Origin of the sequence: Longibacter salinarum (assembly GCF_002554795.1) — a bacterium.
GTDB classification, from domain to species: Bacteria; Bacteroidota; Rhodothermia; order Rhodothermales; family Salinibacteraceae; genus Longibacter; species Longibacter salinarum.
The window spans coordinates 138442-154101 of record NZ_PDEQ01000005.1; the positions used below are offsets into that span (position 1 = coordinate 138442).

General features: G+C 62.1%; 11 protein-coding genes. 6 read left to right on the forward strand and 5 right to left on the reverse strand.

Translation table 11 applies throughout. The features are described 5' to 3' along the window. The first annotated feature begins 8 nt into the window (after positions 1-8). The 3 genes from CRI94_RS17695 (at position 9) to thiL (ending at position 4136) form a co-directional block, all read left to right on the forward strand. Complete coding sequence (locus CRI94_RS17695; RefSeq protein WP_179862258.1) at positions 9-1664, forward strand: hypothetical protein; 1656 nt, start codon at positions 9-11, stop codon at positions 1662-1664. A 24-nt stretch (positions 1665-1688) separates the two neighbouring features. Then, a complete protein-coding gene (locus CRI94_RS10710; RefSeq protein ID WP_098075706.1) occupies positions 1689-2906 on the forward strand; it encodes an anhydro-N-acetylmuramic acid kinase in 1218 nt (405 codons plus the stop codon). Between the two features lie 111 nt (positions 2907-3017). After that, positions 3018-4136 (forward strand): thiamine-phosphate kinase, encoded by a 1119-nt coding sequence (thiL, locus tag CRI94_RS10715; protein ID WP_098075707.1) that lies wholly within the window; start codon positions 3018-3020, stop codon positions 4134-4136. Positions 4137-4189: 53 nt separating this feature from the next. Here the strand turns inward: thiL and CRI94_RS10720 are convergent, their stop codons facing one another. Both CRI94_RS10720 and CRI94_RS10725 read right to left on the reverse strand, forming a co-directional pair. Continuing rightward, entirely contained in the window at positions 4190-6901 is a 2712-nt protein-coding gene (locus CRI94_RS10720; protein WP_098075708.1) for a serine/threonine-protein kinase, read from the reverse strand. Positions 6902-7008: 107 nt separating this feature from the next. Next, positions 7009-7614: an ECF-type sigma factor gene (locus CRI94_RS10725; RefSeq protein WP_098075709.1), complete on the reverse strand. Its 606-nt coding sequence runs from the start codon at positions 7612-7614 to the stop codon at positions 7009-7011. 370 nt (positions 7615-7984) lie between these two features. Between CRI94_RS10725 and mddA the strand changes: the two genes are divergently transcribed. Genes mddA through CRI94_RS10740 form a run of 3 tightly spaced genes read left to right on the forward strand, consistent with a single transcriptional unit; the run spans position 7985 to position 10894 of the window. Further along, complete coding sequence (gene mddA, locus CRI94_RS10730; RefSeq protein WP_098075960.1) at positions 7985-8761, forward strand: methanethiol S-methyltransferase; 777 nt, start codon at positions 7985-7987, stop codon at positions 8759-8761. A gap of 30 nt (positions 8762-8791) precedes the next feature. Beyond that, positions 8792-9187, forward strand: coding sequence for an Ig-like domain-containing protein (locus tag CRI94_RS10735; RefSeq protein WP_098075710.1), 396 nt, complete (start codon positions 8792-8794; stop codon positions 9185-9187). Between the two features lie 51 nt (positions 9188-9238). Beyond that, on the forward strand, positions 9239-10894 hold the full coding sequence (locus CRI94_RS10740) for a hypothetical protein (RefSeq protein ID WP_098075711.1): 1656 nt from the start codon (positions 9239-9241) through the stop codon (positions 10892-10894). A 31-nt stretch (positions 10895-10925) separates the two neighbouring features. Here CRI94_RS10740 and CRI94_RS10745 read toward each other — a convergent pair whose 3' ends face one another. The 3 genes from CRI94_RS10745 to CRI94_RS10755 all read right to left on the reverse strand — a co-directional run bounded on the left by CRI94_RS10745 (position 10926) and on the right by CRI94_RS10755 (position 15578). Further along, on the reverse strand, positions 10926-13478 hold the full coding sequence (locus CRI94_RS10745; RefSeq protein WP_098075712.1) for a zinc-dependent metalloprotease: 2553 nt from the start codon (positions 13476-13478) through the stop codon (positions 10926-10928). Between the two features lie 85 nt (positions 13479-13563). Beyond that, positions 13564-14541 (reverse strand): hypothetical protein, encoded by a 978-nt coding sequence (locus CRI94_RS10750; RefSeq protein ID WP_098075713.1) that lies wholly within the window; start codon positions 14539-14541, stop codon positions 13564-13566. Next, positions 14538-15578, reverse strand: coding sequence for a PqqD family protein (locus CRI94_RS10755; RefSeq protein WP_179862259.1), 1041 nt, complete (start codon positions 15576-15578; stop codon positions 14538-14540). The genes CRI94_RS10750 and CRI94_RS10755 overlap by 4 nt, the downstream gene beginning before the upstream one ends. Between the last annotated feature and the right edge of the window lie 82 nt (positions 15579-15660).

The following is a 15660-nucleotide window of genomic DNA, read 5'->3' on the forward strand; positions in this document are numbered from 1 at the left end:
GACGTCTTATGTCCGTTCCCGATATTCAGCACGCCCTCGAACTCCTGCGCAAGCGGGATGTCGACGCCGCGATTTCGTCGCTGAAGCAGAAGGTGGATGAGATCCCCGCCCACCTTACGGCGCACGTGCTTCTGGCCCGGGCCTATGAGGCGAAACGCGAATGGACGCTCGCCCTGCGCTCGTGGGAGAATGCGCATTTCCTGATGCCGAACAGCCCAATCGTGACGGCCGGCAAGGAACGAGTGCTGGAGAAGATCCGCGAGGAAGACGATCTGTCAGAGGAAGGTGCATCCGAAGGCGGAGATACGAAAGAGCCCCCTGTCGAAAATCGGGGCGACGCATCCCCGTCCCCCACGCCCCCGCAACCGGCTCCGCCCGAGCAAACATCGTCAGAGGATGAGGCTCATGAGCCCAACGCGGAACCGGAAGATACCTCTTCGGATTCTGCGGCCTCCGATCCAATAACGCCACCCCCACCTGCAGACGAAGCCACGGAGGAACGGTCTGAATCCGTACCGGACGGCCAAACGGAAAGCGAGGACGACGACGGATCGTCCCCTAACCGCATTGCAGCGCAGGCGCAAGCCCTTCTGTCGCAGAATCCGGGCGAGACCTCCGCGTCCGACGAACCGACCGCAACAGATGAGCCGGCCGACAGCGGCCCACCCTCCGAGCCGAGCGCCCAGGCGAAACAGATGGACGAGGCGCACCCGGCTCCGCCCTCCACACCGGATCCATCCGCGCCTGAGATTCCAGCGTCACGCACCTCCGATGGCACCGGATACCGCCCCGACACCGCTATTATCGACGCCGCTGCGTCTCTTCTTGCGCAGGAGCCAACCCCGGTGGCTAAAGGTCCAGAGTCGGAGCCTACCGAGGACTCGAACTTGACCACGGGCGAGAGCAAGACATCTTCCCCGGCCGACACCAACAGCGACGCAGAACCAAGCGATGCTGACAGCTTCATCCCCGACTTTGTCGCCCGCCAGACCGGCGGCACGTCGGAGCCCAAGGAGGGATCATCCGAGGACTCGCCGGCACAGCAACCAGCGGTCGACGGTGCGGACGATCCACGCAGCGATGATGAAGCCGACCGGCCGTCGACCGGTACCGCGCCCACGCCAGAGGCTGACGACACTGCACAGGAGCGCGAGCTTAGCATCCCGAATCCGGACGACCTGATGCCGTCCGACACCCAGCTTGGCGGGAGCGATGACAACGATGACGAAGACGACGGGCTGTCCGAACTGGAGAAGCTTCGCCGTTCGGCCGAACAGGAGGCACGATCACGAGGCGCCCGCGGACTCTCGCAACCGGAGATTTCGTCTGCATCCGACGCCCCCGACGAGCAGGACGACACGATCGGCGACCTCGACCGGCTGATCCAGGATCTTGAGTCTGCCCGCATCGAGCCGCGCCCGGATCTTGACGATTTGCCCGAGCCTGACCTCGAGGATGATGTCGAGGACCTGGTCTCGGAAACGCTTGCGCGCATCTACGCCGCACAGTCGCAATACCGCGAGGCCGCTCGCATCTACGTAAAGCTTGCCTCGCAGGAGCCAGCAAACGCGAGGGATCACCTCGAGCAGGCGGCCGAGATGCGCAAGCAAGCGGAAAAGAAAGAAGCACAAACAAAAAGCTCCCGCGACGCGTCCGACGCGTAGACCCACTCATTCTCCCGCGTCGTCATGCCCCTTCGCTCCCGCTCCACTCGCGTAGTTGCCGGCCTGATGTCGGGGACGTCGCTCGATGGCGTTGATGCTGCAATCACGCATCTCGTGGGTAGCGGCCGCTCGCTCTCGGTAGAGGTGCTGGCGTTCGTACATCACCCATACCCGAAGGTGCTTCGGGAGCTCATCCTTCAGGCATCCGAACCGAAGCGCTCTTCCGTTCGGGACATCGCCCGGCTGAACTCTCGGCTACCAGTAGAGGCCGCTCGTGCCATCAGGATGGCTGTTGACGAGGCGAATCTGGATCCAGAAGACCTTGACCTCGTCGGGTCCCACGGTCAGACGATCCAACATCTGCCCGATCCCGCATCCGTCGCCGGTGAGACCGTCCGGACAACGCTTCAGGCCGACGATCCATCTCTGCTGGCCCAGCGTCTCGGCGTGCCCGTCGTTGGTGACTTCCGGCGGGCGGACATGGCTCTCGGCGGACAGGGGGCACCGCTCGCCCCGTATCTCGACGACGTCCTGTTTGCGAGTGAAAACGAAACGCGCCTGCTTCTGAACCTGGGCGGCATCGCAAACCTGACCGTTCTTCCGGCGGGAGGTGGCCCTCAAGATTTGCGGGCCTTCGACACCGGCCCGGCCAACATGGTCATCGATGCCCTGGCGCAGCGCCTGTTCGACGAGCCGTACGACCCGAACGGATCGTACGCAGCCGATGGCACCCCGGATGCCGACCTCCTCGCCGACCTGCTCATGGGCGACTACTTTCGCCTGCCTCCGCCCAAATCAACCGGCCGCGAAGCATTCGGGACCGGCTACGTGGATACGTTTCTCCAGCACGGGCGCTCGAAGTCGCTGTCCGATGCGGACCTGATGGCCACGGCGACCATGCTCACGGCGGCCTCGGTGTACCAGGCCTACGCTCGCTATATCCGGCCATCCCACACCGCAGAGACGGTCTACGTCAGCGGCGGCGGCGTCCATAACGATACGCTGATGAGCATGCTTGGCGCCGCATTCGCACCAATTCCCGTGCAGCGTACAAGCGACCTCGAAGGCGGCGTCGACCCGGACGCGAAGGAGGCGGTTCTCTTTGCCGTCCTCGCCCACGAAACCGCGAACGGCGTCCCGACGGGGCTTCCGAATGTCACCGGAGCACGTCGACCGGCGATTCAAGGGGGAATCTACCTTCCGCCGCCCGACACCGGCATGGGATCTGCTGCATCGGTTTGAACATTGCGACGAGATCCGGCCCGAACTCAAAACACGAGCCGGGCCTCGGGGTATGGTCTTGATGGACGTAAATTCGTTTTTACGACACTATCCCGATCCTCTGGCGACTACATGGACACTCCCTCTGCAAACGGACCTTCCGCTGCCGGCAACAGCTCACAGCCGGAGATTCACCCGCAGGAAACGTCGATCTCCGAAATCGGCGAGTTCGGTCTGATCGCCCACCTCCGCGAGACGCTCGGCGAGACGGATGACGAATCTATCGTGGCCGGCATCTCGGACGATGCCGCGGTCTATCGCGTGGACGACGACACCGTGCACGTGGTCACCACCGATGCTTTGATTGAGGGCGTGCACTTCGATCGCACGTTCATGCCGATGGAGCACCTCGGCTTCAAGGCCATGTCGGCGAACGTGAGCGACATCGCGGCGATGAACGCGACACCACGCTATGCTACGGTCGTCATTGGCGTCCCGAAGAACGCGTCGGTTGAAGCCATCGGCACGCTGTACCAGGGCATCAAGCAGGCGTGCGATGCATACGGGGTCACCGTTATCGGCGGAGACACCACGGGATCGCACTCGCTGTCCGTAACAGTCACAGTGATCGGTGAAGCGTCGGAGGAGGACGTGGTCTACCGTCGCGGGGCCCAGCCCGGCGACAAGATCTGCGTAACGGGCGATATCGGAGCATCGTATGCCGGCCTGAAAGTGCTGCTGCGCCAGCGGGAGCAGTTGCAGCAACAGGGCGAAGATTTCCAGCCGCAGCTCGACAAGTTCTCGTACGTCATTCGGCGTCACCTCGCGCCTCCGGCACAGGTCCAGGCTGTGCGCGAGTGGCGGGATGCGGGCTTCCGCCCGTCGTCTCTGATCGACATCTCCGACGGTCTGGCGTCCGAAGTCCATCACCTCTGCGAGGCAAGCGGCACGCGCGCACAGATGTATGAACCGTCACTTCCAATTTCTCCGCACACCCGCAATACAGCGACAGACTTCGGCGAGGAAGTCACGATCTACGCCCTCTTCGGTGGCGAAGACTACGAACTCGTGTTCACGGCTTCGGAGGAAGAGCTCAAGTCTCTCGATCCGCAGACGTTCAACGTGATCGGAGAAATGGAGGAGCCGGACGAGGACGAACCCCGCGTTCAGCTACAGCAGGCCGACGGTGAGAACGTTCGCGTCCGCCCGGGTGGATTCGATCACTTCGGCGATGAACAGCCCGACGGCTGACCCGATCCGTTCGTTCGGGCAGCGAGCCCCGGACCACCGAAGCGACGTACCTGTCAGTCGGCGGCGAAGAGAGCGAGCGTGTCTGCGTACGCCTCCGCGACCGTCGGCTGATTCTGTTTTGTCTTGACCGCGACGAGCTGTTCGAGGGCCCACCGGGTTTCCTGGTCGCGTCCGTCCACCGAGCGAAGATGCATGTAGCCCTCTTCGAGCAAGGACGCCGCCTCGGTGTGCTGCCCAATACGGGCGAGACTCGCACCGAGAACGTTCTTGGTCTCGGCGATCAGCCAGTGGTCGGCCGACAGCGACGCGTCACGTAAAGCGAGCGCATCGCGCGCCAGTCGAACGGCTTCTGGACCGTCTTTATCGAGACGGAGGAGCGTCCGAGCGAGTCCCAGTAGCGGATAAGCCACATGCGGATGGTCTTCCCCGAAGGCGTCTTTGAATCGTCGAACCGCCGCCCGATAGGTCTCTTCCGCGTCGACAGCGCGGCCCGTCTTCAGGTATACGGCCGCCAGGTTGTTCATTCCAATAGCCACTTGCGGATGGGATGGACCGAACATCCGCTCCCGCATCTCAAATGCCTGTTCGGTCAGTTTTCTCTCCTCTTCCTCCCGCCCGAGTCGACCCACAACCCCCGAAAGGTTACTCATCGTAGTCGCCACTTCGGGGTGCACGTCGCCGTAGAGACGTCGGCTCATCGAAAGCGCCTCACGCAGAAGTTCTTCGGCCTCCTCCAGGCGGCCCGCGTCGTCCAGGATGAGGCCGAGACTATTCAGATCCCACACGATCTCAGCGTGTACCGGCCCCAGTGCCTCACGCCGAATCTCAAGAGCCTCGCTCACAAAGCGCTCCGCTCGGTCATATCGGCCCTGGCTCCAGTGTAGCATACCAAGGTTGCTGAGGCTGACCGCGACCTCCGGATCGTCAGGGCCGAGCAGATTCTGTCGTAGTGCGAGTGATTCTTCCAGAAGAGGCCGAGCCTCCGCGTAGTTCGCCTGATCGCCGAGAAGTTCGCCGAGGTTATTCAGGCTCGCCGCCACCTGCGGGTGAGATTGGCCGAGATGCTGCTCTCGGATGGAAAGAGCCTCCCGGTAGAGAACCTCGGCCGTATCGAGACGTCCCTGGGCTTCGAGCGTTTCGGCAAGGTCATTCAGGCTGGTCGCGACATCTGGATGACGGGGACCGAGCAGCGCTCGTCGCTTCTCCAGGGAGCGCCGAAGCAACAACTCGCTGCGATCGTACTCGGCCAGCTTGAAGTAGACCCGGCCGATGACGTCAAACATCTCGGCTCGCACGACGGGTTGATCGTCGAGCGACTCGGCCCGTTCGACACCACGCGACAACAACTCTCTGGCCGTAACCGCCTCTCCCGGCGAAATGCTGGGATCGTTGGCCTCGAACAGATCCATCAGGAAAGACGTGACCTGAGCTGATTTCTCCGCTTCCGTCCGGGCATCTGTGAGCGCGTCCTGAACCCGTTTCGACTGAATCGTCACCGTCAGAGCGTACGCGACGATAACAAGGAGAAAGACGGCGGCCGTGGCGCTCTCCCAGCGGTGACGATGAATGAATCGCCGGGCGCGGTACCCTGCCGAATCGCCGCGTGCGTGCACTGGGCGCTTCTCACGGTAGCGACGCAGATCGTCTGCAAACTCAGATACAGACGAATATCGTCGATCGGGCTCCTTGAGAAGCGCGGTCATCACGATCGCGTCGAGGTCTCCGCGCAGCTTCCGCTGCAGGCGATCGGGATCAACGTTCCGGGAGCGAGCAACCTCATCAGCATCATCACCGGTCGAGCTCTTGTCCTGCTCCATGCGCGTTACAGCCGTACTTGGACGAGACGGCAACTCCTCGCACACCACCCGCTCCATGTCGCTCAGGGAGCGCCCGTTTAGGTCGTATGCTCGCCGCCCTGCGAGCAGCTCGTACAGGATAAGACCAAGCTGGTAAACGTCGGACGCGGTCGTAATCGCCTCGCCTTGGAGCTGCTCTGGACTGGCATAGGCGAGCGTCATCGGGCGGGCCCCGGGTCGCGTTGTCGGCGGGTCGTGCGGACCACCCGAAATGGATGGATCCAACCATTTTGCGATGCCGAAGTCCAGAAGTTTTACGCGGCCCTCACCGTTGACGAGTATGTTCGACGGCTTCAGGTCGCGATGTACAACGAGCGCGCGATGAGCAGCCTGCACCGCGTCGGCCACGGTGATGAACAGATCGAGCCGCTCGTCAATCGAAAGCTTGTTGTCGTCGCAGTAGGTTGTGAGCGGCGTCCCGTCGACGTACTCCATCACGAGATATGGCCGTCCGTCGGGCGTCGTCCCGCCCCCGTGGAGCGTCGCGATGTTCGGATGGTCGAGTGTGGCAAGGATCTGCCGCTCAAACTCGAACCGACGTGCCACGTCGCGTGACACGATGCGGCGCACCACCTTGATCGCTACGCTGTGATCGAACGCGTTGTCCGCCCGTTCAGCGAGGTGTACCACGCCCATGCCACCGTGTCCGATCTCTCGGATGAGCCGATACGGTCCGAGCGTCTCGCCGTCAAGGGACCCGCTAGCGCCACGCTCATCTTCGGATGCAGCAACCAGCGATGTGTCGAGAATTCCGCCCGTTCGCTCATGTGCATGGACGAGTCGCTGGACCGTCTGATAGAGCGACTCGTCCTCTCCACACGCGTTCTCGAGCCACGAGTTACGCTCCGACGGGGGATGCTCAAGTGCCTCGTCGAACAATGCAGCGATCCGTTTCCATCGATCAGACATAGCTTTAGATAAGCTAGATAGGCTGTTTGTCGATAGCACAGCACGGCGTCCGCGGAGGCTAAATCTCCTACGATGACACCGTCACCTCGACCTCGGCGTGGTTGCCGTCACTCGTCCGAAGCTCCCGTTTTTGCTCGCCCTTCGGTTTCATAAAGCTCTCGGTACAACCAGGCGCGCGCTTTGGCCCAGTCGCGCTGAACCGTCCGAGTGGACACGTCAAGAACCGCTGCGATCTCCGGCTCGGTCATTCCACCGAAAAATCGGTACTCCACGACCTTCTGCAGCCGTTCGTCGACGTTGGCGAGGCGGGTGAGGGCATCGTTCAGCGAAAGCAGGTCGTTCACCGGAACCTCCGTCTGCAGATGGTGCGACGTCAGAGGCATCCGGACTGGATCGCCACCCCGTTTCGTTGCTTTCCGCTTCCGTGCCTCGTCGATCAGGATCTGGCGCATGGACCGACTCGCGATGGCGAAAAAGTGCGCCCGGCCATGCCAGTCCACCTCCATGCGTCCGTCAAGCTTCAAGTATGCCTCGTGCACGAGCTCCGTCGTGGTCATGACTCTCCTGTTGCGTCGGAGAAGGTGCTTAGCAAGCGAACGGAGCTCATCGTAGACCATGGGCATCAACCGGTCGAGAGCCTCCTCATCGCCCTCTTGAGCTGCCGTCAAAACCGCCTCGAAAACGGTGGTGTCGAATGCTTCAGATGTAGACATGGCGACCTGCACGTTGTCAAAACAAAGGGATTCGCCCGAAGCGTGTCGTGATACGAGCGAACCTTACGTAATGGGTGAGTGCAGGGTGAAGGGCAGAATTGGTACGCCGGAACGAGCAATGCACTCGCGATACCGCCGGTCGGATGAGCGCGAATCGAACCCCTAATTCGATCCGATAGACAATCAGCCGACGACGCGAGTGGAAAGATAGGCCTGAGATCAACTGTGAAGATACGAATCAGAAACGGTCTCGTCAATGTGTTGACGGCTAGGGGAGGTCTCGTCCTCCGGCTGTGACGTGCGAGACCTCCGGCAAATCGCCCTGTCGATCATGCTTCCCTACGATCACAAGTATGGCTGGATACGATCTATGAAACGCGCACTCTTCTTCGCCTACGGCATCGTCAGTTATCTCATTTTCCTACTGGTCTTTTCGTACGCCGTCGCATTTATCGGGGACTTCGCTGTGCCCAAAACCATCAACTCGGGACCAGAGTCCGCCTTCTGGACGGCCATTCTCATTAACACGGGTCTCCTCGGCCTCTTTGCAGTCCAGCACAGCGGCATGGCCCGATCGCAGTTCAAAGAGTGGTGGACGCGCATCGTGCCCCCTTCCGTCGAGCGGACCACCTACGTGCTCGTCGCCTCCGGTGTACTCGCGCTCCTAATGTGGCAATGGCGCCCGCTGACGGGCATCGTCTGGGAGGTGGAGGCCGGCTGGGCAGAAACAGCTCTCTGGGCCGGATTCGGCCTGGGATGGCTGATCGTCCTCGGCACCACGTTCATCATTAGCCACTGGCATCTCTTCGGCCTGAAGCAGGTGCATTCGCACTACCGAAAGCAGGAGGCGCCCAAGCCGCAGTTTCAGGTCCGGAGCCTGTACAAATACGTTCGTCATCCTCTCTACCTCGGTTTCTTAATCGCCTTCTGGTCGACGCCGACAATGACGGTCGGACACCTTCTCTTTGCGGCAGCCTCGACCGGATACATTCTCGTTGGCGCCACGCTGGAGGAGCGCGACCTCATCGCCCGCTTCGGCGAACGCTATCGACGCTACCGGGAGCGCGTGCCGATGCTATTACCTGGATTATCCGGGGGGAAATCGACCGCAGCGAAAGAGACGAGCGCACGTCCGCACCACTCATAAACCGTCTCATGCCAACCGCACGCAGCCGACATGTTCGCTGACGAACGCTTCCGGTCTCGCTCTACACGCATCGTCGTCTCCATTCCCGTCCTTGTCCTGTTGCTCGCCACTACACTGCTATTTATCGGCTGCGACAGCACGGACTATCGGGCGGAACCTGACGAAGACGATATCGCCACCGTCATCATTTCGCCGGATAGCGCCAGAATCGGCGTTGGGGATCGCCTCGACTTTTCTGCAGCCGCACTCACCGAATCTGGAGACACCGTTGCCAATATTTCCCTGAACTGGATGACGACGGATGCCGATGTCTTTACCGTCGACTCGACCGGGCTCGCAACGGGAGAATCGCCAGGAGCGGCCTTCTGCACCGTCACGACCCAGCGTTTCGTGGGGCGCGATTCGGCATTCGTGTCGGTATTCTAGTCCGCTTCCACGCTCACTTCTCCTCTCGCACTCGAACACGCTCCGACTCCCATGAAACGCTCTGCTGCTTTCGTCCTGCTTCTCGTCCTGGTGGTCGTCGGCTTCCTCGGGTACTCCCGCAGTGCGACCTCACTTGCCGATGATCGCATCGCCCCCCTGCTAGAAGGCATGGGAGACCATAGCATGACGATCACGACCGATGATTCGATGGCCCAGCGTTACTTCGATCAGGGCCTCGTCCTCGCTTACGGATTCAACCATGCCGAGGCTGCGCGATCGTTTCGCGAAGCCGCCCGGCGCGACTCCACCTGTGCGATGTGCTACTGGGGCGAAGCGCTCGTTCTCGGTCCCAACATCAACGCTGCTATGCAGGAAGACCACATTCCAAGCGCGTATGCCGCGCTGCAGCAGGCTCAGAAATATGCGTCGGACGTGACCGAACGTGAGCAAGCCTACATCAAGGCGCTATCTCATCGATATGTCGAAAACCCACCGTCCGACCGTAGCTCACTCGACCGCGCCTACGCCAACGCGATGAGAGAGCTCGCCCGTCAATTTCCCGACGACCCCGACGCGCAGGTGCTGTTCGGCGAAGCACTGATGGACACGACGCCGTGGGACTACTGGCAGGCGAACGGAAAGGCCAAGCCGGTGACGGACACGATCTTGGCTACGTTCGAATCCGTCCTGGAACGACAACCAGAGCATCCCGGGGCCAATCATCTGTACATCCATGCCGTGGAGGCGCAGCATCCAGAGCGGGGCGTCAAGTCGGCGGAACGCCTGAAGGACCTCGTGCCGGGAGCCGGCCATCTCGTCCACATGCCATCGCACATCTTCATCCGAGTCGGGCGCTACCACGAGGGATCGCTCGCCAATGAGCGGGCGATTGCGGCCGATGAGTCGTACGTCACGCAGTGCCATGCGCAGGGCCTTTATCCGATCGGGTATATCCCACACAATCATCATTTCCTCTGGGCGACGGCAACGTTGGAAGGCCGCGCACAGCGAGCCATCGATGCGGCTCAGACGCTAGCTTCACGAATCGACACGTCGCAGATGCGTGCACCAGGTCTCGGTACCCTTCAGCATTACCGGGTGACGCCGCTCTACGCCCAGGTTCGGTTCGGGCGCTGGTCTGAGATTCTAAACACGGACGCTCCCGCCGATGACCTCGTGTATCCAACGGCCGTGTGGCATTATGCTCGGGCGATGGCCCTCATTCGCACCGACGAACTCTCGAAGGCAGAGCAGCACCTGACTAAGCTCAAGCAGCTCTCATCTCATTCAGACCTTGAAGAGGTGACGATCTGGGACATCAACACGACCGCTGACATCATGCAGGTGGCGTCGCGCATCGTCGCCGGCGAACTCGCCGCCGCCCGTGGCAACATGAATGAGGCGATTCGACATCTCCGCGAGGCTGCATCGCTGGAGGACGACCTCAACTACGACGAACCCCCGTCATGGCATCACCCGGTCCGGCAGATCCTCGGCGCTGTGCTGCTGCAGGCGGACCGGCCCGCCGAGGCGGAACGCGTCTACCGCGAGGATCTGAAGCGCTTCCCCGAAAATGGGTGGTCGTTGTTTGGTCTAGAGAAAAGCCTGCGCGCTCAGGGCCGTGACGCCGACGCCAAGGACGTTCATCGTCGATTTGACGAGGCGTGGCAGTACGCAGATGTCGAACTCGCGTCCTCGCGAATGTAGCGCACTCAGGTGGAGCCCGGAGGCCGTTGAATCAGTGCGCGTGCCACCGGCACAGGTCGGGGCGTCCACTCCAGGCCTCCAAGGCCTCGGATCGGGCGTTCTGACGCGCCCAGGGCGTGTCGCCTGCCCCGATGGGCGACCCCGGCGGCGTCTCCAGACGCGAGACGTCGTCGTCCGCCCGTGCGTAGTCGCGGTCGAGGTAGCGGTCGATGACGGACCGAATCCGTGCCCGGTGCGCCTTCTCCCGGTCGTCGCCGCGCACGTCTCGGGCCTGCTGCCGAACTCGACGGAGATGCTGCTCCAAAGTCGCCTTCACCGAAGGACTCGTGCTCGCGTTCGTCGCCGTCTCGATTAGAACGTCGACCCAGACGCGTTGTACGGTTCGCTTCAGATCGGCATCCATGTCGTCGCCGTCCGTTTCTCGCCATACTCGACCAGAAACGGTCCGCAAAACCTCCTGGAGCCCCAACTGGTCGTCGTCCGTGCCCTTCTGCTGCATGAGTCGCTCCGCCCGTTCGGGGTGAATGATCCCAGAGAGAACCATTGATGCTGCGACCTCCGCGGGGGCGTAGGCATCCAGCGTGAGACCCGTGCGGCCGGGGAAAAGCTCGCGGTTCGACGGATAGCCCGGCGGCCGGGGCGGCAGGACATCGAGCGCGGTCTCGGGCAGGCGCAGTGCTTCGGGCGAAAGCGTCGCCAGAAGCGCACCCAAAGCGTCCATCTGCCGCCCGGATGGCACAGGTGTTGGCAAGGTCGCATTGTCATCACCCCGGACGGCGTAGGTGTACGTTACGCCGCCGATGAGCTTCGTCGTCGCCTGCACCTGATAGCGGTGCCGCAGGTACAGAGGAACGAGCACCTCCTCGAGCACAGCCAGCGGCTGTCCCTTCCGAATCGTTTCGCCGCCGAACCGCTGCATCGCAACGCGCCGAACGTCCATCTCACGCTCCAGCGACGCAATCATATTGCTTCCGTTGTCCCAGAGGTTGGCGTATGGGTGCGCGGCTCCGGCCGGGCGAGCATCTGCATCGGTGATGTACCGCAGACCGGCATCCTGTCGCGCCTGAATCGCTGCCTCAAGAAACTCCGCCTCCGACTGCCCCTCCCCCGGACGTCCGTAGCCATAGCGGATGGCGTGAATGTCCCATTCGCCGATACCGACATCGTAGGCGTTCGCGAGAGAGATGGAGTCGCCCTGCACGGCTGCGAGGGGGGCCGGGTAGTCCATGACCGACGCACGCTCGTTTGTCGACGCTGCAAAGTTATGGCGCAGGCCGATCGTGTGGCCAATCTCATGCGCAGAGAGCTGTCGAATCCGAGCCAGCGACATATCCAGCATCGGGTCATTCTCGTCAAATCCGTTCGCGTTCGGTCCGACGTAGGGAGCAAGAAGACCTTCCGCCAGCAGGTAATCCTGTCGGACACGAAGCGATCCGAGCGTAACGTGGCCTTTCAGAATCTCGCCGGTACGCGGATCCCAGACCGACGCCCCGTAGCTCCAGCCACGCGTCCGCCGGTGCACCCACTGGATCACGTTGTAGCGAACGTCCATCGGATCGGCCTCGTCCGGCAGCATTTCGACGCGAAAGGCATCGCGAAACCCGGCTTCTTCGAACGCCTCATTCCACCAGCGAGCGCCATCGAGCAAAGCGGAGCGCACCGGCTCGGGTGTCCCGCGATCGAGATAGTACACGATGGGCTCTTCCGGCTCGCACATCCCCTCGGCGTCCGGATCGGAAGCGCAAACGAGGCGGTGTCGTGCGATGAGTCGCTGCGGGATCTCCTCCCCGATCGGCACGGCGTAATCGCGATACGTCTGCGCGTAAAAACCGGCGCGGGGGTCGGAGCGACGCGGCGAATAGGCTTCGCGATCTGTCAGTGCGACGAGCGAGTGGCGAATGCGGAGAGTCACCGCATACGGGTCTGCAGCCGTTCCACGAACGTAGCCGCCCGGCTGCTCGTCGGTGGTGAAAGTCAGCCGAGCCTCGAGTTCCGTGTTCTGCGGAAACGACTTTGTCGACGGCAGATACGGCGCGCTGCGGCTTTTGTCGAGGGTGTATGTTCCCTGATCGGCCCGTTTCAGTGTTCGAACAATGCCATGGACGTCGCGCAGGATGAAATCAGTCGCATCCACGAGCACACGGCCGTCATCGTCCTCCGCGGCCACCTCGAAGCCGTAGACCACCGACGACGCAAATGCCTCCTCCACGGCCTCCTGCTCGGCCGGATTATCGGAGGGCGCCCGGTAATTCAGATTCGGCTGAACGAGCATAACCTTCGGTCCGACCCGCTCGAACCTCACCACACGCTCGCCGCTAAGTTGCCCGCGATCCAGACCCACCGGATTGGATCCGAGTCCGGCCGCGAGGTACGAAACGTAGAGCAAATCCTCATCGAAGCGCGAGATCTCGAGCCACACCTTTCCCCTGCGAGCATCCCAGTAGATCGGCACAAACCCATCGCGCTGCTCCATTCCGTCTGTCGCTTCGGCGATCGTAGGGAGCGGATCCGGCTCCTCAGAAAGCTGGGCAAAGGACGATGGTACAACGAGGAGCAGAACGAGCGACAATAACAGCGTACGCATGAGGAAATGAGGCAGCGGGCGGGGCAGAATCCGGACGAAAACGCGCTTCAGTATACGTAAACCGCCACACGAATGGAACCGCTATTTACGCTGCCTTCTGTGCCAGTAGACGGACCTGCTGCTCAATTGCATCCACGACTTCTGACACCCGATCGAGTCCGTCGGGATAGATGCACGCGTACGCCGGCACCGTTCGAACGAGCGTAGCTAGCGCCTCCTGCCGTTGCGCGGACAGTCCGAGAGCATGGATCGACTGAGGCAGAAACGAATGCCGAATGCACTCCATGATGGCTTCTGTGGGGGAAAGACGACGGAAGGCCACGTCCTGTGCGTCCGGACCTCGCTCCGGTATAAGCAATGCACGTAGCGGGACGGGATCGGACTGAAACGTGCCAAATCCATCGACCCCGACGGGCACCCGCCGCTTGTCAAGATGAGGCACGACGCGCGGGAGGTCTGCCTCTCCAACCCAGCGCTGTACCTGATCCGACCAGAGGCGCATCTGCGGATAGCCCGGCTGCGCCACCGGTCCGCTGGCACTCGTCGTGACAGCCAGAATGTCGTCCGTGAGCAACGGGTGCCCCCGCTCCATCATGGCGGCCGCCAGCGTGCTCTTCCCGGACTGACTTGTCGCAAGCATGCCAATGCCCGCCCCGTCCACGCTGACGCTCGCTGCATGCAGGGCCAACACCCCGCGCCGCTCCAGCCAGATCGCGAGCACGGGACCGAACAGCCAGACCTCGAGCGCGTCCGTCAGGTGCGGCTTCTTGAGATGACACGCGATCGTCTCCCGCCCGATGTAAATATCGGCCGCGCTGGCAAACCGAAGCACGGCGATGTCCGCGATGTCATCGTTCAGAAAAATCGCATCCGCCAGTCCGTCTTCGCCCTGTGACTCGATGTGTACTGGGCGTGCTCCGTCCCAGAAGTCGGGACGTGGAGACTCATCGACGACGCGGATACGAACGTCTGGAGCCCCACTGGCTCGTGAAAGCGAGAACCGAAACGGATACGTCGATTCCAGCGTGATGCCATACGCCCGATAGATGGATGGAGAGGTCACGAAACCGAAGCGTGATCGAAAGGGGCGGACGAAGACGAATGCTGCAAGACGTCGAACCGGACCAGTTCACCGATGAATTGTCGGGTATCGTCACGGAGCGACGCGGGAGACACGCTCGGAAACGAATCGGCAAGCCGTTCAATGGCCTCGTCGATGGACGACGCCTCCCAGAGCGCCTGCCAGAACATTGCGGAGCTGCCCGACATCGACATACACACGCCCGACCGCGTGCTTGCAATGATCCACTTGGAATCGACCTCTGCGACGAACGTATGGGGACCGAGTGCACAGCCGGCGGTGGTTTCGGGCTGACGAAAGACCGGCGGACGTGTTTCTGGGTTGGTGGCGTGACGGTTCTTGAGGCATGATGACGGCGAAACGACCGGCAGGCCACGCATGACCCGACCAAGCTCCTCGTCCCACACGCCGACATCGGGCTCGCTCCAGGCAAATGCCACGTGCTCGGGAACCCCCGTCCAGTACCGCTCCACCGGCCGGTTCTCCCAGCGATTTCGATACGTACCAGCGTGATCACCCCAGCGCTCATCGGTGAAATCCTGCACGTCGCGCGCTCGGATGCACGCCCGCATCGCTGAATCCGTTTCTACCGCATCACACAGAGCAGGCGTCGCATAAAGTGCGGCCACAACGAGATCGCGTCGGGACGCATTGTTCGTCACGAAGCGGTTTCGCTGTGCTCGAATCCGTGCACCGGTGATGACACAATCGTCCACGATGACAAGCGGGTGTCCGTCGCTCGTTGCTTCCACGTCCCGCAGATCGATGATTTGATTGGGTCGCAGACCCAGCGCGTAGCTCAGCATGCCAAGCACGATCATTCCACCGCGCGGCAATCCGGCAAATCGCGCCTGCTCTAGGTCGGCACCGAGTCGATTCGACAGGTTCGCTGCCAGCACCTCGCAGTCTGTCTCCGCCTGCTGGTAGTCAACGTACCGAAGGTCGCGGACAGTCGACGGAACCTGGCGGACGAGCGCCTCCAGCCGGGATGCATCGGTATCGTTCAGAAATCCGAGCATCGCGACCCGGCGGTCCGGCCTGGGTCGCACAACACACGCCATCGGAGGAAACGAAGACCACGCCGGACTTGTGACCATTCCT

Coding starts and splice junctions, on each gene's coding strand:
- CRI94_RS17695 (WP_179862258.1), top strand. CDS start 9: ATGTCCGTTCCCGATATTCAGCACGCCCTCGAACTCCTGCGCAAGCGG.
- CRI94_RS10710 (WP_098075706.1), top strand. CDS start 1,689: ATGCCCCTTCGCTCCCGCTCCACTCGCGTAGTTGCCGGCCTGATGTCG.
- thiL (WP_098075707.1), top strand. CDS start 3,018: ATGGACACTCCCTCTGCAAACGGACCTTCCGCTGCCGGCAACAGCTCA.
- CRI94_RS10720 (WP_098075708.1), bottom strand. CDS start 6,901: ATGTCTGATCGATGGAAACGGATCGCTGCATTGTTCGACGAGGCACTT.
- CRI94_RS10725 (WP_098075709.1), bottom strand. CDS start 7,614: ATGTCTACATCTGAAGCATTCGACACCACCGTTTTCGAGGCGGTTTTG.
- mddA (WP_098075960.1), top strand. CDS start 7,985: ATGAAACGCGCACTCTTCTTCGCCTACGGCATCGTCAGTTATCTCATT.
- CRI94_RS10735 (WP_098075710.1), top strand. CDS start 8,792: ATGTTCGCTGACGAACGCTTCCGGTCTCGCTCTACACGCATCGTCGTC.
- CRI94_RS10740 (WP_098075711.1), top strand. CDS start 9,239: ATGAAACGCTCTGCTGCTTTCGTCCTGCTTCTCGTCCTGGTGGTCGTC.
- CRI94_RS10745 (WP_098075712.1), bottom strand. CDS start 13,478: ATGCGTACGCTGTTATTGTCGCTCGTTCTGCTCCTCGTTGTACCATCG.
- CRI94_RS10755 (WP_179862259.1), bottom strand. CDS start 15,578: ATGCTCGGATTTCTGAACGATACCGATGCATCCCGGCTGGAGGCGCTC.